The sequence below is a fragment of the Roseateles agri genome (assembly GCF_034043675.1).
Lineage (GTDB): Bacteria > Pseudomonadota > Gammaproteobacteria > Burkholderiales > Burkholderiaceae_C > KK5.
Window position 1 is genome coordinate 782,700 of record NZ_JAXCLA010000001.1, and the last position, 26,110, is coordinate 808,809.

Genomic DNA, 26,110 nt, shown 5'->3' on the forward strand with positions numbered 1-26,110 from the left:
GTGGCTTGGATCCTGCTCGTCATCGCCGGTCTGCTCGAAGTGGGCTGGGCCATCGGCCTGAAGTACACCGAGGGCTTCACCCGCCTCTGGCCCTCGATCGGCACCGCCACCGCAATGGCCGCCAGCGTCGGCCTGCTGGGCCTGGCGATGAAGTCGCTGCCCGTGGGCACCGCCTACGCGATATGGGTCGGCGTCGGCGCCGTGGGCACCGCGATCCTCGGCATGGTGCTGTTCAACGAGGCGGCCAGCATCGGCCGCCTCATCAGCCTGGGGCTGATCGTCGCCGGCATCGTGGGGCTGAAGCTGGCGTCCTGACGCTCAAGGCTTGGTCGTCACTCCCGCCGTGCGCGTGCCCTCGGCCGCGTGGCCGTCGTGCGTCTCGAAGGAGCGCACCAGTTCCGCGTAGCGCGGCGAGCGGCGCAGGTCCTGGTAGCGCTTCTGCGCGGCGCGGTATTCGGGCGTGAAGTTCGAGACGAGATCGCTGTTGTCGAGCTGCTGCAGGCCGGATTCGCGGTAGACGACCAGGTCGGCCAGCACCTCGGCGCGGGTGGGCTCGACGGCGGGGCGGGTGTCCTGCGCGTGCGCGGCGGAAGCAGCCAGGGCGGCGGCGGCGATCAGGAGAGAGAGCTTGCGGTTCATGGCATGTTCCTTTCTTTTCTTGCTGGCCGCATCAGCGGCCGAGGATGTCCTTGAGGTAGACGCCTTGCGAGAGCGCGGCGTGGACCTCGCGGGTCGAGTCGTCGACCAGCACTTCCAGCGCGCCGGCCTCGATGGCGGCGAAGGACTGGCGCACCACGTCCTCGGGGCGGGCCTTGGGCACGTCGAAGGCGCGGATCATGTCGGTGTCGATGAAGCCGCCGTGGAAGCCGACGACCTGCGTGCCTTGCGCGCTCAGCTCGTGGCGCAGGCTGTTGGTGAGCCCCCAGGCCGCCGCCTTGCTGACGCCGTAGGCGCCGATCAGCGGCGTGTTGGCCCAGCTCAGCAGCGACAGCAGGTTCAAGATCGCGCCGCCGCCATTGCGGCCCAGCACGGGCGCGAAGGCGCGGCTCATGTGCAGGATGCCGAACACGTTCGTCTCCAGCTGCTCGCGCAGCACCGAGACCTCGTTGCCCTCGGCACCACCGGTGATGCCGCCGATGCGGCCGATGCCGGCGTTGTTGATCAGCAGCGTGACGTCGGGGCATTGCGCTGCCACGGCGGCGACCTCGGCCGCGTCCGTAACGTCGAGCTTCAGCGGCACGACGCCGGGCAGCGTGACGGACGAGGGATCGCGCGCAGTGGCGTAGACCTTGGCGGCGCCCAGGGCCAGCGCCTGCTTGGCGAACTCCTGGCCGAGGCCGCGGTTGGCGCCGGTGACGAGAACGACGGAACCTTGGATCTTCATGATGGGTACTTCCTTGCTTCGTGGGTTGAGGGGAAAGGAAAGGGATTCAGGCCGCGGGCGTCCAGCCGCCGCCGAGTGCACGGAACGCCGCGACCGCCGCCCGCGCGCGCTGCGCCTGCAGGCGGGCGAGCTGGTCGCGTGCGGTCAGCAGCAGGCGGTCTTCCTGCAGCACTTCGAAGAGGCCCACGGCGCCGCCGCGGTAGGCGTCGGCGGCAGCATCACGCGCGGCACGGTGCGCATCGACCTCGTCGACCAGCAGCGCGCGCTGCGCCTCCAGTTGCGCCAAGGTGACCAGCGAGTCCTCGACGTCCTCGCCCGCACGCAGCATCTGCTGGCGCAGCCGGGCCAGCGCCTCGGCACGGGCACCATGCGCCTGCGCGACCTCGGCATCGATGCGCCCGAAATCGAACAGCCGCCAGTGCAGGCCCAGGAAGGCCTGCGGCTGGAAGGCGGCCGACGAGAACAGCGCGCCATGCAGGCTCTCGCCGCCCAGCAGGCCGCCCAGCGACAGCCGCGGGTAGTACTCGGCCGTGGCGACGCCGATGCGCGCCTGGCTCGCATCGAGCTGGCGCTGCGCGGCGATGACGTCGGGCCGGCGGCCCAGCATCTGGGCGGGCGTGAGGTCGGCGGGCAGCGCCGGGATGCGGATGTTCATGGGGACGTCCGCGGCCGGCGGCACGGCCAGCAGCGAGGCGGCGCCGCTGCCCGCTTCATCGCCGGCCAGCACGTCGATGCGGTGCAGTTGCTGCGCAAGCTCGGTGCGCAGCGGCGGCAGCAGGCCGCGCGATTGCAGCAGCAGCGCGCGCGCCTCGGCCAGCTCGCCCTGGGTGGCGAGGCCGTGATCGAAGCGGTCCTGCACCAGCGCCTGCAGCCGCTGCTGCGTGACGATCTGCGCCTCGGCCACGGCGATGCGGGCCTGCGCGCCGCGCAGCAGGAAGTAGGCATCGGCCAGCTCGGCGACGACGCTGATGCGGGCACCCATCCGCGCCGCCTCGGCCGCCTGCCACTCGGCCACGGCGGCGCTCTCGCCCTGGCGCAGGCCGCCGGCCAGGTCGGCCTCCCAGCTCGCGCCGAGGCCCAGCGACTGCAGGGTCTGCTCGCGCTCATAACCGGGGAAGGCGCTGGCCAGCGCGCCTTCCGGGCTCTTCAGCGACTGGCGTTGCGTCAGCAGCGTGCCCTGCACGCCGACCTGCGGCAACCGCTGCGCACCGGCGCCCTGCGCCGCGGCGCGCGCCTGCTCGACGCGGGCCAGCGCCGCGGCCAGATCCAGGTTCTGCGCCAGCGCGCGCTCGACCAGGCGGCTCAGCACCGGGTCCTGGAAGCCTTGCCACCAGTCGTCCAGCGCGGGGGCCGGCATGTCGGCGGCCTGATGGGTCAGCAGCGCTTCGCTCGAAAAATGCGCGGCGGGCGGCTGCACCTGCGGCGGTGCTTCGGGGGCGTGGGCGCAGGCGGCCAGCAATGTGGCGACGGCCAGCGCGGTCCAGGTGTTTCGGTAGGTCTTCATCGGGAAGTCCTCAGTGGGCCTCAGTGGGCATCAGCCGAAGGCATCGGCGGCGGGGTGATCTTGCGCAGCAGCGGCACGACCAGAAGCGAGGCGAGGAAGCAGACCATCACGATCAGGAAGGCGTCGGAGAAGGTCATCGTGAGCGCCTCGCGGTAGGTCAGTTGCCAGATCTGGCGCAGGCCGAGCGCGGAGCTTTCATCGGGCGGGTTCATGTGCTCCGCCAGGCGCAGGAAGTGCAGGTTCGTGCGGTCGTTCAGGATCGTGGCGCAGGCGGCGATGCCGATGGCGCCGCCCAGGTTGCGCATCAGGTTGAACAGGCCCGAGGCCAGCTTCAGCCGCGCCGGCGGCAGGCCGCCCAGCGCCAGGGTGACGACCGGCGGCACACTGAGCTGCTGCCCCATGCCGCGCAACGCCTGCGGCAGCAGCAGCTGGTGCGAGCCCCAGTCGTGCGTGATCGGCGCGAAGTCCCACATCGACAGCGCGAATAGCGCCAGGCCCGCCATCAGGATCCAGCGCAGGTCGAAGCGCGAGGCGAGGAAGGCGTACAGCGGGATCGACATGACCTGGAACACGCCGGTGGAGAACACGGCCAGGCCGATGTCCAGCGCGCTGAAACCGCGCACGCGGCCGAGGAACAGCGGCGTCAGGTAAATCGTGGCGAAGATGCCGATGCCGGTGACGAAGGAGAACAGGCAGCCCAGCGCGAAGTTGCGGTCCTTCAGCGCGCGCAGGTCGACAATCGGGCGCTCGCCGATCAGGCTGCGCCAGATGAAGGCGATGCCGGTGAGGCCCGCGGTCCAGGCGGTGATGACGATGGTGCTGTCACCGAACCAGTTCCAGCGCGGTCCTTCCTCCAAGGTGTATTCGAGGCAGCCGAGGAACACCGCCAGCAGCACCATCGCGAGGTAGTCGGCGCCCTTCAGCAACGCGAGATTGGGCTTGTCCACCCGCACCATCAGCGGCACGACGACGGTGACGACCAGGCCCGGCAGCAGGTTGATGTAGAACAGCCAGGGCCAGGACAGGGTGTCGGTGATCCAGCCGCCGACCACGGGGCCCAGCGTGGGCGCGAGCGAGGCGATGGCGCCGATCGTCGAGGCGGCCACCACGCGCTGCTTGCCGCTGAAGTACATGAACGCGGTCGTGAAGACCATCGGGATCATCGAGCCACCGAGGAAGCCCTGGATCGCGCGGAAGGCGATCATGCTCTGGATGTTCCAGGCCAGCGCACACAGCAGGCTGCTGAGCGTGAAGCCCAGCGCCGAGGCGGCGAACAGCCAGCGCGTGGACATCACGCTGGCCAGCCAGCCCGACAGCGGGATCACGATGATCTCGGCGATCAGGTAGGCGGTCTGCACCCAGGTGGTGTCATCGGCGCCGGCCGAGAGCCCGCCGCCGATGTCGCGCAGCGAGGCCGAGACGATCTGGATGTCCAGCAGCGCGATGAACATGCCCACGCACATGGTCGCGAAGGCGAGCACCTTGTCCCGGGTCGACAGCCGGTCGACCGGGATCACCTCGTCGGACCAGAAGGGCGGGCGGCTCATTGCGCGCTCGCGGTTTTCGTTGTGGCGTTCGCCGTGGTGGCCGTGTCCACGTCGACGATCACCGATAGGCCCGGCCGCAGGCGGCCCAACGCGCTGTCGGCCGCGTCCAGCTCGATGCGCACCGGCACGCGCTGGACGATCTTCGTGAAGTTGCCCGTCGCGTTCTCGGCCGGCAGCACGCTGAACTGCGCGCCGGTGGCCGGCGCCAGGCTGCCCAGGCGGCCATGCAGCACCTGGCCGGGCCAGGCGTCCGCGCGCACGCTGACGGGCAGGCCGACCTGCATGCGGGCGAGCTGGTCTTCCTTGAAGTTGGCATCGATCCACAGGCCCTGCGCCGGCACGATGGACAGCAGCGCCGTGCCCGCGCCCACATAGCTGCCCACGCGCGCCTTGCGGTTGCCCACATAGCCGTCGCGCGGGGCGCGCAGCTCGGTATAGCCGACGTTCAGCTGCGCCACGCGCTGCTCGGCCCGCGCCTGTGCCAGCGCGGCCTGCACCTGCTGCTGCTGCGTGGCGATCACGTCGAGCTGGCGCTGGGCGGCCTGCAACTCGGCGCGCGCGCGCATCGAGCCGGCCTGCGCGGACTTGTAGGTGGCCTCGGCGCGCTGCGCGCTCTCGACGGAGACCGAGGCGCGGCTGACCAGGTCCTCATGGCGGCGGAAGTCGTCGCGGGCGCGGCCTTCTTCCGCCGAAGCCGCGTCGATGCCGGCACGGGCCCGGGCGATCAGCGACTGCTGCAGCGCGGCGTTGGCCTTCAGGTTGGCGAGCGATGCCTGCTGCGCCTCCACCGCGCCGGCGGCGCGCTGCGACAGCGCGTCGTAGTCGCGCACGTCGATGCGGGCCAGCAGGTCGCCGGCGTGGACGAACTGGTTGTCGGCCACCGGCAACTCGGCGATGTAGCCGGAGATCTTGGCGCCGATCACGGTGACGTCGGCGCCGACGTAGGCGTCGTCGGTCTCCTCGTGGAAGCGGCCGGTGGTCCACCAGTGGGTCGCGTAGACGGCGGCACCGGCCACGACGAGCAGCGGCAGCGTCCATTGCAGCGCGCTGCGGCCCAGCGAGCGGCGCGGGGCGGATGGCGTTTGAGGGGTGGTCGGCGAGCTCATCGGTGACTCCGTGTTCGGGGTGGAGCCGGACTGTAGGCAAGTAACTTCAATCATGCAAGTTACTTGGGAATCGTAGGGTCAAAGGGAAGGATCGGATTGCCGGATCCCGAGTTAGTTGCATAATGAAAGCCAAGTCCGCCCATCACCCGGGCGGCACGAAGCATCAGGAGGTGCCATGCGACGGACCAGCTTTGAATCGATGGACTGCCCGGTGGCCCGCGCGGCCGACACGCTGGGCGACAGCTGGAACACGCTGATCCTGCGCGAGGCCTTCTACGGCCGCTCACGCTTCGACGAGTTCATCGCCGAGCTGGGCATCCCGTCGAACACGCTGACGCGGCGGCTGCAGGAACTGGTGGAGAAGGATCTGCTGGAGAAGCGCCTGTACAGCGAGAAGCCGCCGCGCTACCAGTACCTGCTGACGCCCAAGGGCCGCGACCTGCGGCCGGTGCTGCTGAGCCTGCTGGCCTGGGGCAACAAGCACGCGATGCCGACGCCGCGGCCGCTGCGCCTGATCGACACGACGACCGGCGAGCCGGTGGAGCTGGCGCTGATCGACGCGCGCACCGGCAAGCCGATCGGGCCGGAGCACAAGGTGCTGCGGCAGGGGGCTGCGCGGGCCGTGAAGCTCGAGGTGTTCGACTTCGACGGCGAGGCGCCGCCGGCGGCGGTCAACGAAGGCTGAGAACTACAGGCCCAGCCTCAGAGGTCCAATACCAGGCAGGCGCTCTTCGCCCGCGACACGCAGACGGTCATGCACGTACGCTTCTCCTCGTCGCTGAGGATGAAGTCCTGGTGGTCGACCTCGCCTTCGAGCACACCGACCTTGCAGGCGCCGCACAGGCCCGAGAGGCAGGAGGTGGGCACGCGCTGGCCGGCCAGCTCGATGGCGCGAACGATGCTCTGCTCCGGCCCCACCTGAACGGTGATGCCGCTGCGGGCCAGCTTCACCTCGAAGCTGCCGTCCACCGCGCCGGCGGGCTTCTCCCGCTCCGGCGCCTTGAAGTGCTCGCTGTGCACCGCGCCCGCGGGCCAGTGCGAGGCCGCCGCCGCGCAGGCCTTCATGAAGCCGCCCGGGCCGCAGAAGTAGATGTGGCCGCCCGGCGCAGGCTCGGCGAGCAGGCCGGCGATATCCAGGCCCTTGGCCGGATCGCCGCCGTCGAAGTGCAGGTGCAGCCGGCCCTCGGGCACCAGCGCCTGCAGCTCATCGAGGAAGGCCGCGTTGTTCCGAGTGCGCGCGCAGTAGTGCAGCTCGAAGGAGCGGCCCGCCGCGGCCAGCGCGTGCGCCATCGCCTTCAGCGGCGTGATGCCGATGCCGCCCGCCAGCAGGATGCTATGCGCCGCGTCGGCCGCCAGCGGGAAGGCGTTGCGCGGCGCACCGAGCGTCAGCGTTTCGCCGACGCGCAGGCGCTCGTGCATCGCCTGCGAGCCGCCGCGGCCCTGGGCCTCGCGCAGCACGCCCAGGGTCCAGTGCCGGCGCTCGGCCGGGTCGCCGGCCAGCGAGTAGGAGCGCACCACGCCGCCGGGCAGGTGCACGTCCACATGCGCGCCGGGCTCGAAGCCGGGCAGCTCACGCCCCTCGGGGTCGGCCAGCTCGAAAGCATGGATGCCCTCGGCCTGCCAGCGGATCGCGCGGATGCGGACCTGCAGTGTCGTCAGCACCCCGGCCGGCAGCGGCGCATTCACGCATGCCTCCGCGCCAGCACGTCCTGCTGCAGGGCTTCCAGTCTGTCCTTGACGAAGCGCCGGCGCTCCTCGCCGCGCAGGCTGTCGGACTCGGTCAGGATGACGACGACCTGGCGCGCCAGGTAGCGCCGCAAGGTCACTTCTTCCTCGGTCGTGCGGCCCACCGGCAGCTCGAACACATTGCCGGCGCAGTAGCTGTTCGGCTGGCCCGCGCAGTCGCGCAGCCACTGGGCGAACTCCTCCGGGCCCGCCTTCGCATTGGTGCCGCGGATGGCATCGCGCAGCAGCTTGCGGAACATGTAGAGGCCGGCGTCGAACTTGGTCGGATTCTCCAGCGCATGCACGGCGATCGGGCGCTGGCTGACGATTGCCTCGTAGTCGCCCGGTGCGTACTGGCAGTCCTTGTAGTGCTCGCGGGCACGGTGGTCGGCCGGGATCGGGGGCAGGTCCTGCAGCTTGTACTTGCCGAAGCGCTCCGGGCGGCGCATCGCGACCTGGCCTTCGAGGAAGTCGATCGTTTCGTAACCGACCAGTGACTTGTCGCCAATGCCGCGCGTATCGATGCCGGGGCCCATCACGCGCCAGCCGATCATCTTGGCGTTCTCGTCGTCCACCGGCACGGTCCAGCGGATCATGTGGAAGCGGCCGAACAGCTTCTTGGCCTGGCCGTCCTCCGAGGTGTAGGCGTGCAGGCTCAGGTTGGGCAGCACCTGGTGCTGGACGCGGATGTACATGTGCTCGTCGTTGGAGCGCCGCGCGCCGGAGCAGGCCAGGCCGCGCCCGCCGTGGATGGGCACGAACTGCATGTCGGGCGGCACCTCCATCGTCGCGGAGCCGACCTCGTCGAAGGTCGTGCCCTGGTAGTTCTCGCCGGTCACCTGGCGCTTCGCGTGCAGGGCCATCGTGTGATAGTTGTCGGCCGCGTTGTCCTGCACCTGCAGCCAGTTGCAGTGCTGGAAGTTGCTGTACGGCACCAACTCGTCGCCCTCGGCCACGGTGAAGTCGCCCTCCCACTCGGGGAAAGGCGGCTCGACGTCCGGCGGGCCCATGTAGGCAAAGATCAGGCCGTGGCGCTCGATGGCCTTGTAGGCGCCCTGGCGGATCGAACAGCGGTAGCGCTCGCCCTCTTCCTCCTCGCCCTCGGGGAAGGGCACGCGGATGCAGGCGCCGTCCACGTCGAACTGCATGCCGTGGTAGCAGCAGGAGATGCCGTGCTGCTCGATCTTGCCGTACTCCAGCGAGGCTCCGCGGTGCACGCAGTGGGCGTGCAGCAGGCCCAGCGCGCCACTGCCGTCCTTGAAGCAGACCAGTTCCTCGCCCAGGATCTTCAGGAAGCGCGGCGTATCGCTCAGCTCGATGGACATGCACACCGGGTGCCAGAAGCGCCGCAGGTACTCGCCCGCCGGCGTGCCGGGGCCGACCTCGGTCAGCTCCGGGTCATGGCCGGGCACCTTGCTGGTGTAGTAGCCGCCATAAGGGATCAGCTTCTTCACCGTGGCGCCGCCGGCGCTCTGCCTGTCTTCGAACTTCTCTTGCTTGGGGTCACTCATGCTGCTTTTCCGTCGGTTTACATACCGTGTTCTGAACTCTGTATACAGAGATTAGGTTAAAAATGAGGCCAACACCAAAGGGTTTACCCTTTATTTATCTGAATCGCATCGGCTGGGCGGCGTTCTTGGTCGTTCTGTACGTTGCGCTCTGTATCCAATTTAAAATTTGTTCATGCGCCTGAACACTCAGAACCTGCCGACCAAGACCGACTACGTGGACACCGTCTACCGGGTGCTGCTCGACGCGATCACCGACGGAAGCCTCGCCCCCGGCGAGCGGCTGACGCAGGAGGAGATCGCCGAGCAGCTGCACGTCTCGCGCTCGCCGGTGCTGCAGGCGCTGCGCCTGCTGAAGAAGGACGGCCTGATCGAGGACGCGCCCGGCCGCGGCGTCCAGGTCGTGGCGCTAGACCCGGCCTGGGTGGCGCATCTGTACCAGGTGCGCGGCGCGCTGGACGTGCTGGCCGCGCGCCTCGCGGCCGAAGCCCGCCATGCGCTCGACCCCGCCCTGATCGAGCGTGGCCGCCGCGCCGTCGAGGGCGAAGACCTGCAGGCGATCGTCGACGCCGACCTGGCCTTCCACAACGCGATCTACGCCGCCTCCGGCAATCCGCTGATCGCCGAGAACGCCGGCCGCTACTGGACGCACCTGCGCCGCGTGATGGGTGCCGTGCACCGCAGCTCCAGCGGCCGCAGCAATCTGTGGGACGAGCATCAGGCGATCGCCGATGCCATCGCCCAGGGCGATGCCGAGCGTGCCGTGATGCTGACCGAGCTGCACATCCGCCGGGCCAGCGAGAACCTCGTGGCCCGGCTCGGCGAGATGCTGCAACTCAGCGCCGCGCCTTCCGCATCACGTTGACCAGCTTCGCCGGCACGGTGAACACCAGGATGCTGCCGATCACCATGCTGGCCGCCAGGCCCAGCACGCCGGCGCCAGTGGTGCCGCTGCTGGTCTGCACCCAGCCGATCACGTAGGGGCTGACGACACCCGACAGGCTGCCGACCGAGTTGGCGAGCGCGATGCCCGCCGCCGCCGCGCCGCCGCTCAGCATGGCCGGTGGCATGACCCAGAACTGCGAGATCGTCGTCATCACGCCCATCGTGCCGATCGTCAGCGCCACCATGGCCAGCAAGGTGTCGTGCGCGAAGTACACGCTGGCGCACAGGGCCAGCGCACCGATCACGCCGGCGCCGGAAAGATGCCAGCGCCGCTCGCCGGTGGCGTCGGAGCTGCGGCCCACCAGCACCATCGCGACGGCCGCCGCGGCGTAGGGGATCGAGGACAGCAGGCCGATCTCCAGCGGATCGGTCACGCCGCTGGCCTTGACGATGCTGGGCAGCCAGAAGCTCACGCCGTACAGGCCCATCGTGAAGAAGAAGTAGATGCCGCTGAGCAGCAGCACGCGCGGGTTGGTGAGCCCGTCCTTGATCGAGTGCAGGTGCTGGCCCTGCTGCTCGGCAGCGAGGTCACGCTGGATCAGCGCCTTCTCGTCGGCGCGAAGCCACTTGGCGTCAGACACCCGGTCGTCGAGGAAGAAGAAGGCCCAGACGCCGATCACCACGGTGGGCAGCCCCTCCAGCAGGAACAGCCACTGCCAGCCGGCCATGCCGTGCACGCCGCTGAAGTGGTTCATGATCCAGCCCGACAGCGGTCCGCCGACGACGCCCGAGATCGGGATGCCCGTCATGAACAGGCCGGTCACCTTGCTGCGGCGGCTGTTCGGGAACCAGTAGGTCAAGTACAGCAGGATGGCCGGGAAGAAGCCGGCCTCCGCCACGCCGAGGAAGAAACGCAGCACGTAGAAGCTGATGGGCCCGCTGACGAACATCATCAGCGCCGAGATCAGGCCCCAGGTGACCATGATCCGCGCGATCCAGCGCCGCGCGCCGACCTTCAGCAGCACGAGGTTGCTGGGCACCTCGAACATCAGGTAGCCGATGAAGAAGATGCCGGCACCCAGCCCGTACATCGCGTCGCTGAGTCCCAGGTCCTTGCTCATCTGCAGCTTGGCGAAGCTGACGTTGATGCGGTCCAGGTAGGCGCAGACGTAGCAGAGGAACAGGAAGGGCAATAGTCGCCAAGCGACCTTCGAATAAGTGCTGGCGGCCTCGCCCGCGGTGCGGACCGGATGGCTGGCTAGATCGGAATACATGATTCCTTGTCTCCTGGTTTATGGGAATGGCTGCGCCAGCCGGCCTCTGTACGGGCCGGTTGTTGATCTGGCGCTTTGGGGGAACCGCCCTAGCGGAACATGTCCGGTTGCGTCTCGGCGATGTGCTCGTAGATCGCCTGGAAGTGCAGCCAGCCGATGTATTCGGAGCCCACGTGCTCGCGGCTGTAGCGCGAGCGCTCGGGCGACACCAGCATCGGCTTGTGGCCCGTGGCCTCGACCAGCAGTTGCTGCTTGCAGCAGCGCTCCAGCGCGATGAACCAGAAGGCCGCGGCCTCGATGCTGTGGCGGCTGGCGGTCAGCAGGCCGTGGTTCTGGTGGATGGCCGCCTTCACGTCCTTGAACCAGTCGCAGACGGCCATGCCGGCCTTCTCCTCGACGGCCACCTGGCCGGCCTCGTCCTTGATGACCACGTGGTCCTCGAAGAAGGCCGCCGCGTCCTGCGAGATCGGTTCCAGCGGCCGGCCCAGCGCGGCGAAGGCGGTGCCGTAGGTCGTGTGCGCATGGCACATCGCGAGGATGTCCGGATGCGCCTCGTGCACGGCCGCATGCAGCACGAAGCCGGCGCGGTTGATCGCGTGGCGGCCCTGCACGACGCGGCCCTTGTGGTCGGCCAGGATCAGGTTGGAGACCTTGACCTGGGCGAAGTGCACGGCCATCGGGTTGGTCCAGTACAGCTCCGGATGCTCCGGATCACGCACGGTCAGGTGGCCGGCGAAGCCGTAGTCGAAGCCTTCCAGCGCGAAGGCGCGGCAGGCGGCGACCAGGCGCTCCTTCAGGTGCTGGCGCTCGGCGGCCACGTCCTCGAAGACGGGCTTCTCCGGAAAGATCAGGCCGGGCTGCTCGGGCTGGTAGATGGAGGTGCGGCCGTCGCGCAGCAGCGGTGCGGTGGTGGGCTTGCTGCTGGCTTGCGGGCGGTCAAGAACGGTCGTTGACATGCGGGTCGGTCCTCAATGCGTGTGGTGATGCGGTATGAGTGCATCTTCGAATTCCGCCGCATGAATGACAAACGATCGTTGTTCAACTTCATGTGAGCGCCATTCACACAAAGCGCCGGCTGGGCCACACTGCGACCACGATGAGAAAGATCCCGAACTTCGTACTGCTGCGCGCCTTCGAGGCCGCGGCCCGGCTGCAGAGCTTCACGGGCGCAGCGCACGAGCTGCACCTGACGCCCTCGGCCATCAGCCACCAGATCCGTGAGCTGGAGGCTCACTTCGGCCGCGCGCTGTTCCTGCGCAGCCATCGCCGCGTCGACCTGACGCCCGAGGGCCGGCGGCTCTCCGAAGGCCTCACGCGCGTGTTCGATGCGCTGGATGCCAGTTGCTCCGAGGTGGCCCTGGCGCCGTCGAACCAGGTGCTGTCCGTCTACTGCGCGCCGAGCTTCGCCGCCAAGTGGTTGGGGCCGCGGCTGGCCGGCTTCATGCAGCAGCATCCGGAGATCACGATCCGCCTCACCTCCGGCGCCGAGCCGATGGACCTGACCCAGGCCCGCGAGGTGGACCTGGCGATCAGCTACGGCCATGCGCTGCAGCGCCCCGGCGTGGTGGTGACGCCGCTGGGCAAGGAGCGCATCGCGCCGCTGTGCGCACCCTCGCTAAAGCCGCCCAAGCGCGCCTGGAAGGAACTGATCGGTGAATTGACCCTGATCGACTCGCAGCTCAACAACGTCACCTGGCGCGACTGGTTCGCGCTGAACGGCCTGGTGATGCCTCAGCGCCCGCACCAGTCCTTCGACCGCGGCGCGCTGGCCATCTCCGCCGCGGTGGACGGCCTGGGCGTCACCCTGGAGAGCGTGCGCTTCGCCGCGCGCGAGCTGCAGCGCGGCGAACTGGTCGAAGTGGGCGCCAAGGTCTTCAAGACCATCGAGCGGGAGATGCACTTCCTCTCGCTGCGCACGAACGAGCAACGGGTGGAGAAGGTGCGCTGCTTCAGCGAGTGGCTGCTGAAGCAGTTGAAGGTCAGCGCTTGATCGTGGCGAGAACGTTCAACGCCAGACCATGAGCGGCCTTGGCAAGCCGGTCATCGTTGGTCCACAGCGCCGAGCAGCCGTGGTGCATCGCGCAGGCCAGGTGCAAAGCATCGGGCGTCTTGAGCCCGAAGCGAGCGCGGAGTTCGGTGGCTTGCTGGAATACCGGCTCCGTCATCTCCAGCAACTTCAACTCACCCAACGCGGTTTCGAAGCGGCGTTGAAGCAGCACATGGCCGTCGCGCATCGGCTTGACCAGGCACTCCATGCGAACCAGCGGTGACACGCACAGCTGCAGGGGCGGCACCGATGCGATGGCCGTCACGGCGGGCGGTCCAAAGACCGGATCCTGCTCGATGGCGTAGATCAGCAGGCAACTGTCCAGGTAGATCAATCCCAGCTCTCGCGCTCAGCCTGGATGCCTGCTTCGATCAGCTCATGGCTGCGCTGCAGATGCGCCGGCAAGGGGTTGGCGCGCAGCCAGGCCACAAAGTCCCTGGGCCGTTCCTGGCCAGTCTCTGCGGAGTCCGTCGGGTGGATGGGCACCAGCTTCGCAACCGGCTGGCCGCGATTGGCGATCACGACCTCTTCTCCCGCCTGCGCGGATCGGATCAGTTGCGACAGGCTGTTCTTCGCTTCCAGCACGTTGACCTGCATCACGAGCACCTCCACAACAACAGATGGCTCATTTTACACAACCTGGCCAGACTGATGAAAACATAGCCATATCTAGCCAGGTTATCAATCAGCCTGGCAGCACTGCGAACGCGTCCCGCGTCAGATTCTCCGGCGCACCCTCGGCGCGGCAGGCCACGTCGTCCTCGATGCGGATGCCGCCGAAGCGCGCCAGGTGCTCGACCTTGGCCCAGTCCACGTTGGCGCCGGCCGGCGTGGCACGCAGTTTCTTCAGCAGGGTTGGAATGAAGTAGAGGCCCGGCTCGATCGTGACGACCATGCCCGGCTGCAGCGGACGCGTCAGCCGCAGGAACGGATGGCCGGCGGGCTTCGGTAGCGTGCCGCCCTCCTCGGTGGCCATGAAGCCGCCGATGTCGTGCACCTGCAGGCCCAGCAGGTGGCCGATGCCGTGCGGGAAGAAGGTGCTGCTGACGCCTTCGGTGACGATCGCCTCGGCGCTCATGTTCCGCACGATGCCCTGGGTGGACAGGATCTGCGCCACGCGACGGTGCGTGGACAGGTGGATGTCGCGGTAGTCGACCCCGTTGCGCACCTCGTCCACCAGCGCCAGCTGGGCCTGCTCCATCGCGGCCAGCAGCGCGCCGAAATCGGCATCATCGCCACGACTCCAGGTACGGGTGATGTCGGAGGCGTAGCCGTTCACCTGGGCGCCGGCGTCGATCAGGAAGGAACGGCTCTCGGCGGGCCGCTGCGTGTCCTGGTACTGGTAGTGCAGCACCGCGCAGTGCTCGTTCAACGCGACGATGTTGGAGTACGGCAGGTCCCGGTCCGTGTGGCCGGTAGCTTCAAGGTAGGCACGATGGATCTCGATCTCCGAGGCGCCGGCCAGGAACGCGTCGCGCGCGGCGATGTGGCCCGGCGCGGCACGGCGCGAGGCGGCGCGCATCTGCCCCAGCTCCCAGCCGCTCTTGCAGGCGCGACGCCAGTGCAGCAGGTTCAGCAGCTCGGGCGGGTTGTTCGGCTTGAATTCGCCCAGGGCGGCATCGGCCTCGCCGACGATGGCGAGGCGCCCCGGCAGCTTCAGGTGATCCACCGCATCGCCCGGCTCGCTGATGACGACCAGCTCCACATGCTGCACCCACTCCCCGCTCGGGTCGCTGGGCGGCACGTGCCAGTAGTCGTCAGGCTGGTAGTAGACGACTCTCGGCTTGTGCCCCGGGCGGACGACGATCCAGCTGCAGGGATGGTTCGTCAGCGGCAGCCAGTGCTTGAAATGCGGATTCGGCTGGAACAGGTAGGGCCGGTCGTCCAGGAAGGCGTACTTCTCGACGCCGGAGGCGATCAGCAAGGCATCGAAGCCGCTGCGGGCCAGCGCGGCCTCAGCCTCGCACTGCAGGCCGGCGAGGTGGCCGGCGTAGGAAATATCGGTGGAATTCATCGAACAATTATCCGGGCTCATCCCGGGTCGCGCTCCCACACCACGCCTTCCTCGGTGAGCATCGAATCGACCGGCACGTCGTCCGGTTCACGCTTGAGCAGCGGCAGGAAGCCGTGCGCATAACCCACGCCGACCATCTCCGGCCGCGGCGACATCTCCTGCACCGTGCGCGCCATGAAGCCCCCGCCGTAGCCGATGCGCAGCCCCGCCGGCCCGTAGCCGACGCAGGGCACCAGCAGCAACTGGGGCTGGAAGGTCTCGGTGTCCTTGGGCTTGGTGATGCCGTAGGCGTCCTCCTCCATCGGGCAGCCGGGATACCAGACGTGGAAATGCAAGGTGCCGTGTTCCTTGTCCACCACCGGGATGCCGATGCGGCGCGTCGGGTCCGCCTCGCTCCAGCGGTACAGCGCGGGCAGCGGGTCGAACTCGCCCTTGATGGGCCAGTAGGCGCCGATCGTCGTCTCGCGCCGGCGTACCAGCCAGATGCGCAGCACGCTCTGCAACTGCTCGGCCAGCTCGAGCCGGTCGGGCAGGTCCATGCGTTCCTGAATCAGCCTCTTGCGCAGCGCGGCGCGGTCATTCATCCAGTCCACTTGTCGGCACTCCATCCAGCGGTGGCGCATTGTGCAGCCTTCGCTACAGTGAGCGCCATGGATGCCGAACTGCTGAACCACTGCAAGGAACTGCTGGCGCCGCTGGGCGCCGTGCGCACGCGCCGCATGTTCGGCGGCCACGGCATCTATGTAGACGATCTGTTCATGGCGCTGATCGCCTATGACCAGCTTTACCTGAAGGCCGACGACGAGACGCGTCCGCGCTTCGAGGCCGCCGGCTGCGAGCCCTTCCGCTACGCCAAGCAGGGCGGCGAGTCGATTTCGCTCAGCTACTTCCGCCCGCCCGAGGAGGCGATGGAATCGCCCGCGCTGATGCAGCCCTGGGCACGGCTGGCGTTCGGCGCCGCGCTGCGTGCGCGGGCCAAGGTGTCGGTCAAGCGGCCGAAAGCGGCTGCGAAGACTGCGAAGAAGAAGCCAGGAAGCGCTTCCAGAAAGGCTGGCTAGCCGCACGGCCGGCCTGCCGGCGGATCACCTCGGGGCACGGCGGCACCAGCAGCTGGAAGGCGGCCTGCGGCCAAGCCTCCATCACCACGCGGCTGCCCGAGGGCAGTTGCACGCTCTCGCCGGCTTCCAGCCAGTGGTCTTCGGCCGGGGCGTCCAGCGCGCCACGCAGGGTCAGCCACAGGCGGCCTTCAGACACGCTCAGCTCACGCGGTCCCGGGCCGATGGACATGCTGATCGCCTCGCCCTGCGAAACGGACCACAGCGAATGTTGTTGAGACTGGCTCATGATTGCATCTCCTTGCCAAGGGACGCGGACCTCGCGTTCCTCATGGGTAAATACTAGGGTCGACCCGAAGCTGGGTCCAATGAGATCGACGCGCCGGATTGATACCATCCGCTCATGAATCAACCCATTCCTCTCCGTCATAGGCCGCTGGCCGTCGGCCCGCTGCGCGCCTTCGAGGCCGTGGCCCGCACGCTGAGCTTCCGCAAGGCCGCCGAGGAACTGAGCCTGACGCAGTCGGCGATCAGCCGGCAGATCCGCGGGCTGGAGGACGAAATCGGCTGCTCCCTGTTCCGCCGCGGCACCCGTTTCGTGGAGCTGACGGCCGACGGCGCGATCCTGCAGGGCACGGCCGTCGCCGCGCTGGAGCGGTTGGACCAGACGGTGCGCCAGATCCGCCGATCGCGCGGCCGCAGCGTCGTCAACGTCACCACCTTCCCCTCCTTCGCCTCGCTGTGGCTGATCCCGCGGCTGGAGGCCTTCCAGCGCGACTTCCCGGACATCGATATCCGCGTCTCCGCCTCCGACGCCATCGTCGACCTGGACGACAGCGAGATCGACCTGGCCCTGCGCTACACCGACCCGGCCCAGGCCGAGGCCGGCGCGCAGCGCCTGTTCGGCGAGACGCTGACGCCGGTGGTCAGCGCCGCGGCGATGCGCCAGGCCGCCGAAGGCCAGGCCCCGCCGCTGGCGGCGCCGGCCGACCTGGCCCGCTACACCCTGGCCGAGGAAGACGACCAGCGCCCCGGCGCCGAATACCTGAGCTGGCGCCGCTGGCTGCGCGAGAACGGCGTGCCCGGCCTGCAGCCGCGCCGCTGGATGTACCTGAACTTCACCTACCAGCAGGTGCAGGCCGCGCTGGCCGGCCAGGCGCTGGCACTGGCGCGCGTGGCGCTCGTCAGCGAGCAGTTGCAGCGCGGCGACCTGGTCGAGCCCTTCGCCCAGGTCGGTCGGGTCACCAGTCCCTATGCCTACTGGCTCGTGCAGGCGGGCCACAGCCGCAGCCGGCCGGAGGTGAAACAGTTCTGCGACTGGGTGCTGGCGCAGGCGGCGCAGACCCGCATCGACATCGGCGAGGACCTCGCGCCCGTGCTCAAGACCGGTTGAGCACGAAGTCCTTCAGCCGCAGCAGCAAGCGATAGAGCCCGGTCGTGCGGTAGTCGCCGCGCTGCTCGCGCAGGCGGCTGCCATGCGGCCGGGCACCGCGCGCCGCCGTGCCGCGCAGCAGCGGCTCCGCGCGGTCCAGCAACGGGCTCAGGTCGATCAGCGCGGGCACGACGACCGGATGGCCGCAGTCCACGCAGGCCGCACCCTGCGTCGGCTCCACCGTCGCACCGCAGGCCCGGCAGGGCCAGGCCAAGCGCTCGGCCGACACCGGCTCGGCATGGCGGCTCAGCAGCGCGGTGAAGAAGCGCGGCATGTCCATCACCAGCAGCGGGCTCGTGCAATAGCCGCAGCGCGCATCGCGGTCCAGCAGGCCGCGCGCGCAGGCCTCGCGCTCCAGGCCGGCACCGCAATTGAGGCAGGCCGGCTCGCGGTTCTCGGTCTTCAGCGCGTCGAGGTCGCGGCGCGTCATCGCGCGCACCAGGCCGCGTCGCGCCAGCAGCGCCGCGAAGCCGGCCAGGCCACCGCGGCAGCGCGGGCATTCGAGCTCGCCGAAGCGACCCATCACGGTCAGGTTGTGCACCGGCTTGAGCGTCGCGCCGCAGCGCGGGCAATCGCAGGCCGCGACGGCTGACGGAGGCGCATCGCCACGGGCCTGCTGCAGGCGACGCAGCAGGCTCACCCAGCCCAGGCCCGACAGGTTGACCGCCTCCAGCTCGTCCAGCCAGACGAGCCGGCACGGCGCGCACAGGTCGGTGTGGACGGTGTTGCCGTAGTGACCCTCCAACGGCAGCGCCGTCATCGGCTGGCGGCACTGCGGGCACTGCAGGGTCTTGTGGACGGAGGCGCCAGCCGGCATCGCCGTCTCGGCTCAGGGCGCGATGATTTCGCGCTCGGTGACGATCACCGTCAGGGGCAGGTCGTGCGGCTCCACCGCGAACGGCGCCTCGCCGATTCCCCAGGCGACGCCCACCGTCGTCACGCCCGGATGCGCGGCCTGCCAGCGATCGAAATAACCGCCGCCGTAGCCGAGCCGGTAGCCCTCGCGCGTGAAGCCGACGCAGGGCGCCAGCACCACGTCCGGCACGACGACGGCACCGCCGCTGGCCGCGATGCCCACCTCGTCCACCTGGCCCGGCGTGCCGCCGTCCCACAGGCGGTAGTCCATCCGGCGCGGCGAACGCAGGCAGAAGGGCAAGGCCCATTGCGAAGCTGCCGCCGACAAGGCCTCCACTGCGTTAAATTCCCCCTCCAGCGGCCAGTACAAGCCCAGGCATTGCGGCTCCAGCTGCTCCAGCACTTCGCGCAGATGGCGCGCCAGCGCGGCCGAGGCCGCATGGGCGGCGGGCGTGGCGAACCAGGCAGCGCGTTCGGCCTTGAGCCTGGCGCGCAGCGCGGGACGTTCGTGCGGCAGGGTGGTCGTCATCGATGAAGGAAGCAGTTTGGTGAAGCGTGCGTTGGCAGTATATGGAGCGGTGGCCACAGGCCTGCTGCTGTTCGTGGCAGCGGCCCCGGCCCAGGCGCCCGGGGCGACCGAATGGGTGCTGGACGCCAAGGACGCCGTCCGCACCAAGGACCGCAAGAAGCTCGCCACGATCAACGCCGCGGCCCAGGCCCAGCGCTACCCGCTCGCGCCCTGGATCGACTACTGGGACATCGGACTGCGCCTGTCGGAAGTGAGCCAGCCGGACCTGGACGCCTTCTACGCGCGCTGGCCCGGCAGCTATGTGGAAGACCGGCTGCGCAACGACTGGCTGCTGGAGCTGGGCCACCGGCGCGACTGGCGCAATTTCGCCACCGAGTACCCGCGCTTCCAGATGCGCGACGACCGCGAGGTGCTGTGCTATTCGCTGGTGGTGGAGCAGCAGGCCGGCGGCAAGCCCAAGCCCGATTTCAAGGACCGCGCCCGTGCCGCCTGGCTGGCGCAGAAGGACGGCGACGAGGGCTGCCAGCTGCTCGCCAGCACCCTGTTCGACGGGAAGCTGCTGAAGCCCGACGACGTGTGGCTGAAGCTGCGCCTGGCCGTCGAAGCGCAACGGCCGCGCGCCGTGAAGCAGGCCGCCGCGCTGCTGGGCACGCCGGTGGAAAAGGCCGTGGCCGAGCTGCAGGACAACGCCGGCAAGTACATGACGCGCAAGGCCAGCGCCGCCAACCGTCAGCAGTCCGAACTGGCGACGCTGACCCTGCTGCGCGTGGCCTCGGCCGACCCCGACCAGGCCGCCGCGCTGCTGCGCGCCCGCTGGGAACGCGCGCTGCCGACCGAGCTGGCAGCAGCCGTGTGGGCCCAGGTCGCGCGCCAGGCCGCGTTCCGCCTGATGCCCGAGGCCAACGACTACTTCGACCGTGCGCTGAGCTTGCACGGCAAGAAGGGCCAGACCGATCCCGAGTGGAGCGACGAGACCTTCGCCTGGGCCGCCCGCGCCGCCCTGCGCGGCACCGACGGCACGCCGCGCTGGCCGCAGCTGCTGCGCGCCATCGGGCTGCTGAGCGCGAACGAGCAGAACCAGCAGGCTTGGCGCTACTGGCGCGCCCGCGCGCTGATCGCCACGGCCACCGACGGTGCCGGCGGCGACCCCCAGCGCGCCGAAGCCCGCTCGCTGCTGCAGGGCCTGGCCACGCCCCTCACCTTCTACGGCCAGCTCGCCGCCGACGACCTGAACCAGCCCCAAACCCTGCCCGCCGCCCCGGCGCCGCTGACCCCGCTGGAGCGCGGCAAGGCGCAGACGACCGTCGGCCTTGCCCGCGCGCTGCAGCTGATCTCGCTGGGCCTGCGCAATGAAGGCGTGCGCGAATGGAACTTCAGCTTGCGCGGCCTGAGTGACCGCGAGCTGCTGGCCGCCGCGCAGGAGGCCTGCGACCGCGAGGTCTGGGACCGCTGCATCAGCGCCAGCGACCGCACCAAGAGCGAGATCGACCTGACCCAGCGCTACCCCACGCCCTTCCGCCGCGAGCTGCTGGCGAAGACGCGCGAGGTCGGCGTCGACCCGGCCTACGTCTATGGCCTGATCCGCCAGGAATCGCGCTTCGTCATCGACGCGCGTTCGCATGTCGGCGCCTCCGGCCTGATGCAGGTGATGCCCGCCACCGCCAAGTGGACCGCGAAGAAGGCCGGCATCCCGTTCAGTGCAGAGCTGATGCAGGACCGCGAGTTCAACATCAAGATCGGCGCCAGCTACCTGAAGCTGGTGCTGGACGACTTCGGCGGCTCGATGGCCATGGCCGCCGCCGCCTACAACGCCGGCCCCGGCCGCCCACGCCGCTGGCGCGACGGCCCGCTGCTCGACGCCGCCATCTGGACCGAGAACATCCCGTTCAACGAGACGCGCGATTACGTCAAGAACGTGCTGGTCAACACCACCGTCTACGCGCAACTGCTCGGCGCCGACGGCACGGCCGGCACCACGCTGCGCAGCCGCCTCGGCAAGCAGATCGGTCCCAAAGGCAGTGCACCGGACATCCTGCCGACCGATCCGCCCTGATGCCGGGCTCGCATCAATCGCATGCGCAAATCTCACCCCGGCCGAACGGCGCGCTGGCTAAGCTGAGGTCTTCTTGAACGGAGACCCCTGCATGAAGCTCTACATCGGCAACAAGAACTACTCGTCCTGGTCGCTGCGCCCCTGGCTCACCTTGAAGGGCCTGGGCATTCCGTTCGAAGAGGTGCAACTGCAGTTCGACGACTTCGGCCCCGGCTCGCAGTTCCATGCAGCACTGGACCGGCTCGGTGCCGGCGTGCGCAAGGTGCCGATCCTGGTCGAGGACGACGGCTTCGCCGTGTGGGAAACGCTGGCCATCGCCGAGTACATCGCCGACCGTCATCCCGAATCGCCGGTGTGGCCGCGCGATGCCAAGGCGCGTGCCCGCGCGCGCAGCTACTGCGCCGAGATGCACGCCGGCTTCGGCAGCATCCGCAACCTGTGCCCGATGAACATCGAGGCCTTCTTCCCTGACGTCGGCGCGCGGCTGATCGAAACGGAACCGGGCCTGCGCAAGGACCTGGCCCGCATCGACCAGATCTGGAACGAGGCGCTGCAGGCCAGCGGCGGCCCCTTCCTGTTCGGCAAGGAATTCGGCGCGGCGGATGCCTACTTCGCTCCGGTCGTCATGCGCGTCACCCGCTTCGCGCTGCCGCTGAGCCCGATGGCCGCGGCCTACGCGAAGACGATCGAGCAATTGCCGGCCATGCAGGAATGGATCGCCGCGGCGCTGCAGGAGCAGAGCTACGTGGCCGAGGACGAGCCATATCGCAAGGCTCGCTGAATGCCGGACGACTTTTGGATTTAGATGGCGCGGGTGCCGCGGCGGCGCGCGATCCAGCCCACCAGGCCGAGGCCGACGGCCAGCAGCGCGTAGCTCTGCGGCTCGGGCACAGCGGCGGCGGGTGTTGCCGTGTAGTTGGCGCCGAGGAAGCCGGTGCCGCTGATCTGCGCGCTGCCCGTCAGATAGCCGGTCGCCGTGAGGACGTAGTCACCGGCGCTGACATTGGTGAACGAGAAGCCGGCGGCGCTGGGATCGGAGTCGACGAGGCTGCCGACGCTGGCGCCGCTGAACACCACCGACTGCAGCGAGAAGCTCATCGTCTGGCCACCGATCGACACGCTGGCCGAGTCGAGGGCGAACAGGCTGCCGACGACGTCCGAGGTCGATGCAACGTGGATCGTGCCGATGATGACATCGGTGAACGAGGAGCCGACCGTGACCGGTCCGATCTGGTCTGCATGGGCGGCGCCGGCGATCAGGGCGGCAGCGGCGGCAGCGGCGGCAACGATTAGCTTTTGCTTCATGGGATAAGTGGGTGGGTTGTTCTCGGATGACTCAGAGGAAATTGTCCAGCGCTGCGGACAGGATGTACCGGCAAAATGCTTCAACACTCCCCCGCAGGCACGGGGCGTGTTTGCCCCAATCCACAGGGTTTTCCAGGGACCGGTTTCACCTGCAGGACGACGGACGGAAATGAAATTGCAATGAGACCGGATCCCGGACAAGCTTCAGCAATGAACAGCTATCTCGTCGGCGGCGCGGTCCGCGATGCCCTGCTGGGCCTGCCGGTCCAGGACCGTGACTGGGTCGTCGTCGGCGCCGATCCGGCGGCGATGCTGGAGGCCGGCTACACGCCGGTGGGGCGCGACTTCCCGGTCTTCCTGCACCCCGAGACGCACGAGGAATACGCGCTGGCCCGCACCGAGCGCAAGACGGCGCGCGGCTATCACGGCTTCGCCTTCCATGCAGCACCGGATGTGAGCCTGGAGCAAGACCTGGTACGGCGCGACCTGACGATCAATGCGATGGCGCAGGACGCGGACAGCGGCGCGATCGTCGATCCCTACGGCGGCCAGCGCGATCTCGAAGAGAAGGTGCTGCGCCACGTGTCGCCCGCCTTCGCCGAGGACCCGGTACGCATCCTGCGGCTGGCGCGCTTCGCCGCGCGCTTCTCCGAGTTCAGCGTGGCGCCCGAGACACTGGCGCTGATGCGCCGGATGGTGGATGAAGGCGAGGTCGACGCGCTGGTCGCCGAGCGGGTCTGGCAGGAGCTGTCTCGCGGGCTGATGGAGAAGAAGCCCTCGCGCATGCTGGAGGTGCTGCGCGATTGCGGCGCGCTGACGCGGCTGCTGCCCGAGGTGGACCGGCTCTTCGGCGTGCCGCAGCCTCCTGCCCATCATCCGGAGGTGGACACCGGCATCCACCTGCTGATGGTGCTGGACCAGTGCGCGCTGCAGGAGGCGCCGCTGGCGGTGCGCTACGCCTGCCTGTGCCACGACCTCGGCAAGGGCACGACGCCGGCCGATGTGCTGCCGCGCCACATCGGCCACGAGGGTCGCAGCGAGCGGCTGGCCCGCAAGGTCAGCGAGCGCTGGCGCGTGCCGACCGACTGCCGCGAGCTGGCCGAGCTGGTCGCGCGCGAGCACACCCACGTGCACCAGAGCGAAGGCTTCAGCCCCGAGGCGCGGCTGCGCCTGCTGGAGCGCTGCGATGCCTGGCGCCGGCCCGAGCGCTTCCGACAGATGCTGTGGGCCTGCGAGTGCGATGCACGCGGCCGGCTGGGACTGGAAGCCCGCGACTATCCGCAGCGCGAAAGGCTGCAGCAGGACCTCGATGCGACGCTGACGGTCGATCTCGCCGCCGTCAGCGCCGCCGCGTTGGCCGAAGGCAAGAAGGGCCCGGCCATCGGCAAGGCCGTGCAGCAGGCCCGGCTGAAGGCGCTGGGTGGCTGAACGGGTCGACGCCGTCGTCATCGGCGCCGGCGTGGTGGGACTGGCCGTCGCGCGGGCGCTGGCGCAGCGCGGGCTGGAGACCCTGGTGCTGGAGCGGGAGACGGCCATCGGCACCGGCATCAGCTCGCGCAATAGCGAGGTGATCCATGCCGGCCTCTACTACCCGCAGGGCAGCTTGAAGGCGACGCTGTGCGTGCGCGGCCGGCGGCTGCTGTACGAGTTCTGCGCCTCGCACGGTGTGCCGCACCGGCGCTGCGGCAAGCTGATCGTGGCGACGTCGGCAGAGCAAGTGCCCGGCTTGGACCAACTGCATGAGGCCGGCCGCATCAACGGGGTCGAGGCGCTGCGGATGCTGACGCAAGTCGAGGCGCAGGCGATCGAACCGCAGCTGCGCTGCGTCGCCGCACTGGAAAGCGCCGCCACCGGCATCGTCGACAGTCACGCGCTGATGCTGGCGCTGCGCGGCGACTTCGAGGCCGCCGGCGGCATGCTCGCCTTCGGCGCGTCGGTGCTGGGGGACAGCGGGCTCGCGCTGGAGGTCGGCGGCGCCGAGCCGATGCGGATCGAGGCACGCAGGCTGATCGTCAACGCCGCCGGGCTCGACGCGCCACGGCTCGCCGCCGCGCTGGCCACGCCCGCGCCGCGGGCCTGGCTGGCCAAGGGCAGCTACTTCGCGCTGGCCGGCCGCGCGCCGTTCTCGCGCCTCGTCTACCCGCTTCCGGAGCCGGGCGGCCTGGGCGTGCACCTGACGCTGGACCTGGCCGGCCAGGCGCGCTTCGGGCCCGACGTCGAGTGGGTGGACCACATCGACTACCGCGTCGACCCGCGCCGCGCCGAGGGCTTCTACGCCGCGATCCGCCGCTACTGGCCGGCCCTGCCGGACGACGCGCTGCAGCCCGCCTACGCCGGCATCCGCCCGAAGATCGCCGGCCCGGGCGAGCCGGCGGCGGACTTCGCGATCGAGCGCCACGGCGGCCTCGTGAACCTGTTCGGCATCGAGTCGCCGGGGCTCACCGCGGCGCTGGCGATCGGCGAGCGCATCGCGTCCGAGGTCTGAGCGCAGCTCAGTGCTCGTGCCCTTCGTGGCCCTGCGGCTTGTGCACGTGCATCGTGTGCTCGTCCATCGCCGGCTCGGCGGCACGTGCGGGCTCGCTGGGCATCGGCCCTTCGTACTCGTAGGCCACCGTGCCGGCCGGGTGCTTGAAGGGGCCGGGGTCCGCGTAGTCGCCGGGCTTCTGCCCGTCGCGCACCTTGACCACGCTGAACATGCCGCCCATCTCCAGCGGCCCGAACGGGCCCTTGCCGTCCATCATCGGCAAGGTGTTCTCCGGTAACGGCATGCGCATCGCGCCCATGTCGGACATGCCCTTGTCGCCCATGGCCATGTAGTCGGGGATCAGGCGCGAGATGCGCTCGGCCAGCTCGCTGTGGTCGACGCCGATCATGTTGGGCACCTGGTGGCCCATCGCGTTCATCGTGTGGTGCGCCTTGTGGCAGTGGATGGCCCAGTCGCCGGCGATGGCCTCGAACTCGAAGGCGCGCATCTGGCCCACGGCGATGTCGGTGGTCACCTCGGGCCAGCGAGCGGTCGGAGGCACCCAGCCGCCGTCGGTGCCGGTCACGGTGAAGTGCGGGCCGTGCATGTGGATCGGGTGGTTGGTCATCGTCAGGTTGCCGACGCGCACTCGCACGCGGTCGCCGGTGCGGCAGACGAGCGGGTCGATGCCGGGGAAGACGCGGCTGTTCCACGTCCAGAGGTTGAAATCCGTCATCTCGGCCGTGCGCGGCACCGCGGCGCCCGGCTCGATCGCATAGGCGTTGAGCAGGAAGGCGAAGTCGCGGTCCACGCGCATGAAGCCCGGATCGCGCGGATGCACGATGAACAGGCCCATCATGCCCATCGCCATCTGCACCATCTCGTCGGCATGCGGGTGGTACATGAAGGTGCCGGCGCGCTGCAGCTGGAACTCGTAGACGAAGGTCTTGCCCGGCGCGATGTGCGGCTGCGTCAGCCCGCCGACACCGTCCATGCCGTTGGGCACCAGCAGGCCATGCCAGTGCACGGTCGTGTGCTCGGGCAGCTTGTTGGTGACGAAGATGCGCACCCGATCGCCCTCGACGGCCTCGATCGTCGGCCCCGGGCTGGACCCGTTGTAGCCCCAGAGCCGCGCCGTCATGCCGGGCGCCAGCTCGCGCACGACCGGCTCGGCCACCAGGTGGAATTCCTTGACGTTGCCGGTGGCCATGCGCCAGGGCAGCGACCAGCCGTTCAGCGTGGCGACCGGGCGGAAGGGCCGGCCCGTCTCGGGCGGGCGGGGCGGCTGCATCTGCGGGGAAGCCTGGTAGACGGCCTCGGGCAGCGAGGCGGCGCGGCTGGCCGCGGTGGCGCCAAGCGCGAGCGCACCCGCGCTCACGCCGCGCAGGAAGTTTCTGCGATCGTTCATGGTGTTCTTGTCCTG

The 26,110-nt window shown here is 69.4% G+C and carries 28 protein-coding genes; 10 read left to right on the top strand and 18 right to left on the bottom strand.

Annotated elements, in window-relative coordinates; genetic code table 11:
* A complete protein-coding gene (gene sugE, locus SNE35_RS03455) occupies nucleotides 1–315 on the top strand; it encodes a quaternary ammonium compound efflux SMR transporter SugE (RefSeq protein ID WP_320421436.1) in 315 nt (104 codons plus the stop codon).
* Between the two features lie 3 nt (nucleotides 316–318).
* Here the strand turns inward: sugE and SNE35_RS03460 are convergent, their stop codons facing one another.
* From SNE35_RS03460 to SNE35_RS03480, 5 genes are read right to left on the bottom strand one after another with little or no spacing between them, the layout of a single operon-like run.
* Nucleotides 319–639 carry a DUF4148 domain-containing protein gene (locus tag SNE35_RS03460; protein WP_320421438.1) on the bottom strand — a complete coding sequence of 107 codons (321 nt, stop codon included), beginning with the start codon at nucleotides 637–639 and terminating at the stop codon, nucleotides 319–321.
* Nucleotides 640–670: 31 nt separating this feature from the next.
* Nucleotides 671–1,384, bottom strand: a complete 714-nt coding sequence (locus SNE35_RS03465; protein ID WP_320421439.1) for an SDR family oxidoreductase — start codon at nucleotides 1,382–1,384, stop codon at nucleotides 671–673.
* Between the two features lie 46 nt (nucleotides 1,385–1,430).
* Complete coding sequence (locus tag SNE35_RS03470; RefSeq protein WP_320421440.1) at nucleotides 1,431–2,888, bottom strand: efflux transporter outer membrane subunit; 1,458 nt, start codon at nucleotides 2,886–2,888, stop codon at nucleotides 1,431–1,433.
* A gap of 20 nt (nucleotides 2,889–2,908) precedes the next feature.
* Nucleotides 2,909–4,435 (bottom strand): DHA2 family efflux MFS transporter permease subunit, encoded by a 1,527-nt coding sequence (locus tag SNE35_RS03475; RefSeq protein WP_320421441.1) that lies wholly within the window; start codon nucleotides 4,433–4,435, stop codon nucleotides 2,909–2,911.
* Complete coding sequence (locus SNE35_RS03480; protein WP_320421442.1) at nucleotides 4,432–5,541, bottom strand: HlyD family secretion protein; 1,110 nt, start codon at nucleotides 5,539–5,541, stop codon at nucleotides 4,432–4,434. Before SNE35_RS03480 ends, SNE35_RS03475 begins: the two co-directional genes overlap by 4 nt.
* A 175-nt stretch (nucleotides 5,542–5,716) precedes the next feature.
* Here SNE35_RS03480 and SNE35_RS03485 point away from each other — a divergent pair, with 175 nt between their 5' ends.
* Nucleotides 5,717–6,226 carry a winged helix-turn-helix transcriptional regulator gene (locus SNE35_RS03485; protein WP_320421443.1) on the top strand — a complete coding sequence of 170 codons (510 nt, stop codon included), beginning with the start codon at nucleotides 5,717–5,719 and terminating at the stop codon, nucleotides 6,224–6,226.
* A 17-nt stretch (nucleotides 6,227–6,243) separates the two neighbouring features.
* Here SNE35_RS03485 and SNE35_RS03490 read toward each other — a convergent pair whose 3' ends face one another.
* Complete coding sequence (locus SNE35_RS03490; protein ID WP_320421444.1) at nucleotides 6,244–7,227, bottom strand: PDR/VanB family oxidoreductase; 984 nt, start codon at nucleotides 7,225–7,227, stop codon at nucleotides 6,244–6,246.
* A complete protein-coding gene (locus tag SNE35_RS03495) occupies nucleotides 7,224–8,777 on the bottom strand; it encodes a Rieske 2Fe-2S domain-containing protein (protein ID WP_320421445.1) in 1,554 nt (517 codons plus the stop codon). Before SNE35_RS03495 ends, SNE35_RS03490 begins: the two co-directional genes overlap by 4 nt.
* 172 nt (nucleotides 8,778–8,949) lie before the next feature.
* Here SNE35_RS03495 and SNE35_RS03500 point away from each other — a divergent pair, with 172 nt between their 5' ends.
* On the top strand, nucleotides 8,950–9,639 hold the full coding sequence (locus SNE35_RS03500; RefSeq protein WP_320421446.1) for a GntR family transcriptional regulator: 690 nt from the start codon (nucleotides 8,950–8,952) through the stop codon (nucleotides 9,637–9,639).
* Here SNE35_RS03500 and SNE35_RS03505 read toward each other — a convergent pair.
* Nucleotides 9,611–10,933 (bottom strand): MFS transporter, encoded by a 1,323-nt coding sequence (locus SNE35_RS03505; protein ID WP_320421447.1) that lies wholly within the window; start codon nucleotides 10,931–10,933, stop codon nucleotides 9,611–9,613. The two genes, SNE35_RS03500 and SNE35_RS03505, sit on opposite strands and share 29 nt — an antisense overlap.
* 89 nt (nucleotides 10,934–11,022) lie before the next feature.
* The gene (locus SNE35_RS03510) at nucleotides 11,023–11,889 is read right to left on the bottom strand and encodes a class II aldolase/adducin family protein (RefSeq protein WP_320421448.1); all 867 of its coding nucleotides are present in this window, start codon (nucleotides 11,887–11,889) and stop codon (nucleotides 11,023–11,025) included.
* A gap of 140 nt (nucleotides 11,890–12,029) precedes the next feature.
* On the opposite strand from SNE35_RS03510, the gene SNE35_RS03515 reads away from it, so the two are divergent.
* Nucleotides 12,030–12,923 carry a LysR substrate-binding domain-containing protein gene (locus SNE35_RS03515; RefSeq protein ID WP_320421449.1) on the top strand — a complete coding sequence of 298 codons (894 nt, stop codon included), beginning with the start codon at nucleotides 12,030–12,032 and terminating at the stop codon, nucleotides 12,921–12,923.
* Here SNE35_RS03515 and SNE35_RS03520 read toward each other — a convergent pair.
* From SNE35_RS03520 to SNE35_RS03535, 4 genes are all read right to left on the bottom strand, one after another.
* Nucleotides 12,913–13,314 carry a type II toxin-antitoxin system VapC family toxin gene (locus SNE35_RS03520; RefSeq protein ID WP_320421450.1) on the bottom strand — a complete coding sequence of 134 codons (402 nt, stop codon included), beginning with the start codon at nucleotides 13,312–13,314 and terminating at the stop codon, nucleotides 12,913–12,915. The two genes, SNE35_RS03515 and SNE35_RS03520, sit on opposite strands and share 11 nt — an antisense overlap.
* Nucleotides 13,311–13,577 carry a type II toxin-antitoxin system Phd/YefM family antitoxin gene (locus SNE35_RS03525; protein WP_320421451.1) on the bottom strand — a complete coding sequence of 89 codons (267 nt, stop codon included), beginning with the start codon at nucleotides 13,575–13,577 and terminating at the stop codon, nucleotides 13,311–13,313. The genes SNE35_RS03520 and SNE35_RS03525 overlap by 4 nt, the downstream gene beginning before the upstream one ends.
* A gap of 88 nt (nucleotides 13,578–13,665) precedes the next feature.
* Complete coding sequence (gene pepQ / locus SNE35_RS03530; protein ID WP_320421452.1) at nucleotides 13,666–14,994, bottom strand: Xaa-Pro dipeptidase; 1,329 nt, start codon at nucleotides 14,992–14,994, stop codon at nucleotides 13,666–13,668.
* Nucleotides 14,995–15,011: 17 nt separating this feature from the next.
* The gene (locus tag SNE35_RS03535; protein ID WP_320421453.1) at nucleotides 15,012–15,578 is read right to left on the bottom strand and encodes a 5-formyltetrahydrofolate cyclo-ligase; all 567 of its coding nucleotides are present in this window, start codon (nucleotides 15,576–15,578) and stop codon (nucleotides 15,012–15,014) included.
* Between the two features lie 66 nt (nucleotides 15,579–15,644).
* Between SNE35_RS03535 and SNE35_RS03540 the strand changes: the two genes are divergently transcribed.
* On the top strand, nucleotides 15,645–16,052 hold the full coding sequence (locus tag SNE35_RS03540; protein WP_320421455.1) for a TfoX/Sxy family protein: 408 nt from the start codon (nucleotides 15,645–15,647) through the stop codon (nucleotides 16,050–16,052).
* Here the strand turns inward: SNE35_RS03540 and SNE35_RS03545 are convergent.
* The gene (locus tag SNE35_RS03545; protein ID WP_320421456.1) at nucleotides 15,982–16,338 is read right to left on the bottom strand and encodes a DUF2917 domain-containing protein; all 357 of its coding nucleotides are present in this window, start codon (nucleotides 16,336–16,338) and stop codon (nucleotides 15,982–15,984) included. The two genes, SNE35_RS03540 and SNE35_RS03545, sit on opposite strands and share 71 nt — an antisense overlap.
* Before the next feature lie 114 nt (nucleotides 16,339–16,452).
* Between SNE35_RS03545 and SNE35_RS03550 the strand changes: the two genes are divergently transcribed.
* Nucleotides 16,453–17,442 carry a LysR substrate-binding domain-containing protein gene (locus SNE35_RS03550; protein ID WP_320421457.1) on the top strand — a complete coding sequence of 330 codons (990 nt, stop codon included), beginning with the start codon at nucleotides 16,453–16,455 and terminating at the stop codon, nucleotides 17,440–17,442.
* Here the strand turns inward: SNE35_RS03550 and SNE35_RS03555 are convergent.
* Nucleotides 17,429–18,298, bottom strand: a complete 870-nt coding sequence (locus SNE35_RS03555; protein ID WP_320421459.1) for a TFIIB-type zinc ribbon-containing protein — start codon at nucleotides 18,296–18,298, stop codon at nucleotides 17,429–17,431. The genes SNE35_RS03550 and SNE35_RS03555 overlap by 14 nt on opposite strands.
* A gap of 12 nt (nucleotides 18,299–18,310) precedes the next feature.
* Nucleotides 18,311–18,865, bottom strand: coding sequence for a 5-formyltetrahydrofolate cyclo-ligase (locus tag SNE35_RS03560; protein WP_320421460.1), 555 nt, complete (start codon nucleotides 18,863–18,865; stop codon nucleotides 18,311–18,313).
* Nucleotides 18,866–18,884: 19 nt separating this feature from the next.
* Here SNE35_RS03560 and SNE35_RS03565 point away from each other — a divergent pair, with 19 nt between their 5' ends.
* Entirely contained in the window at nucleotides 18,885–20,918 is a 2,034-nt protein-coding gene (locus SNE35_RS03565) for a lytic transglycosylase domain-containing protein (RefSeq protein ID WP_320421462.1), read from the top strand.
* Between the two features lie 91 nt (nucleotides 20,919–21,009).
* Nucleotides 21,010–21,699: a glutathione S-transferase family protein gene (locus tag SNE35_RS03570; protein ID WP_320421463.1), complete on the top strand. Its 690-nt coding sequence runs from the start codon at nucleotides 21,010–21,012 to the stop codon at nucleotides 21,697–21,699.
* Nucleotides 21,700–21,719: 20 nt separating this feature from the next.
* Here the strand turns inward: SNE35_RS03570 and SNE35_RS03575 are convergent, their stop codons facing one another.
* Nucleotides 21,720–22,223: an FxDxF family PEP-CTERM protein gene (locus tag SNE35_RS03575; RefSeq protein WP_320421464.1), complete on the bottom strand. Its 504-nt coding sequence runs from the start codon at nucleotides 22,221–22,223 to the stop codon at nucleotides 21,720–21,722.
* 210 nt (nucleotides 22,224–22,433) lie between these two features.
* Here SNE35_RS03575 and SNE35_RS03580 point away from each other — a divergent pair, with 210 nt between their 5' ends.
* Together SNE35_RS03580 and SNE35_RS03585 are read left to right on the top strand one after the other, a co-directional pair.
* Entirely contained in the window at nucleotides 22,434–23,651 is a 1,218-nt protein-coding gene (locus SNE35_RS03580) for a multifunctional CCA addition/repair protein (RefSeq protein ID WP_320421466.1), read from the top strand.
* Entirely contained in the window at nucleotides 23,644–24,708 is a 1,065-nt protein-coding gene (locus SNE35_RS03585; protein WP_320421467.1) for an NAD(P)/FAD-dependent oxidoreductase, read from the top strand. The genes SNE35_RS03580 and SNE35_RS03585 overlap by 8 nt, the downstream gene beginning before the upstream one ends.
* A 7-nt stretch (nucleotides 24,709–24,715) precedes the next feature.
* On the opposite strand, the gene SNE35_RS03590 is transcribed toward SNE35_RS03585, so the two are convergent.
* Nucleotides 24,716–26,095 (bottom strand): multicopper oxidase family protein, encoded by a 1,380-nt coding sequence (locus SNE35_RS03590; protein WP_320421468.1) that lies wholly within the window; start codon nucleotides 26,093–26,095, stop codon nucleotides 24,716–24,718.
* Nucleotides 26,096–26,110 lie beyond the last annotated feature (15 nt).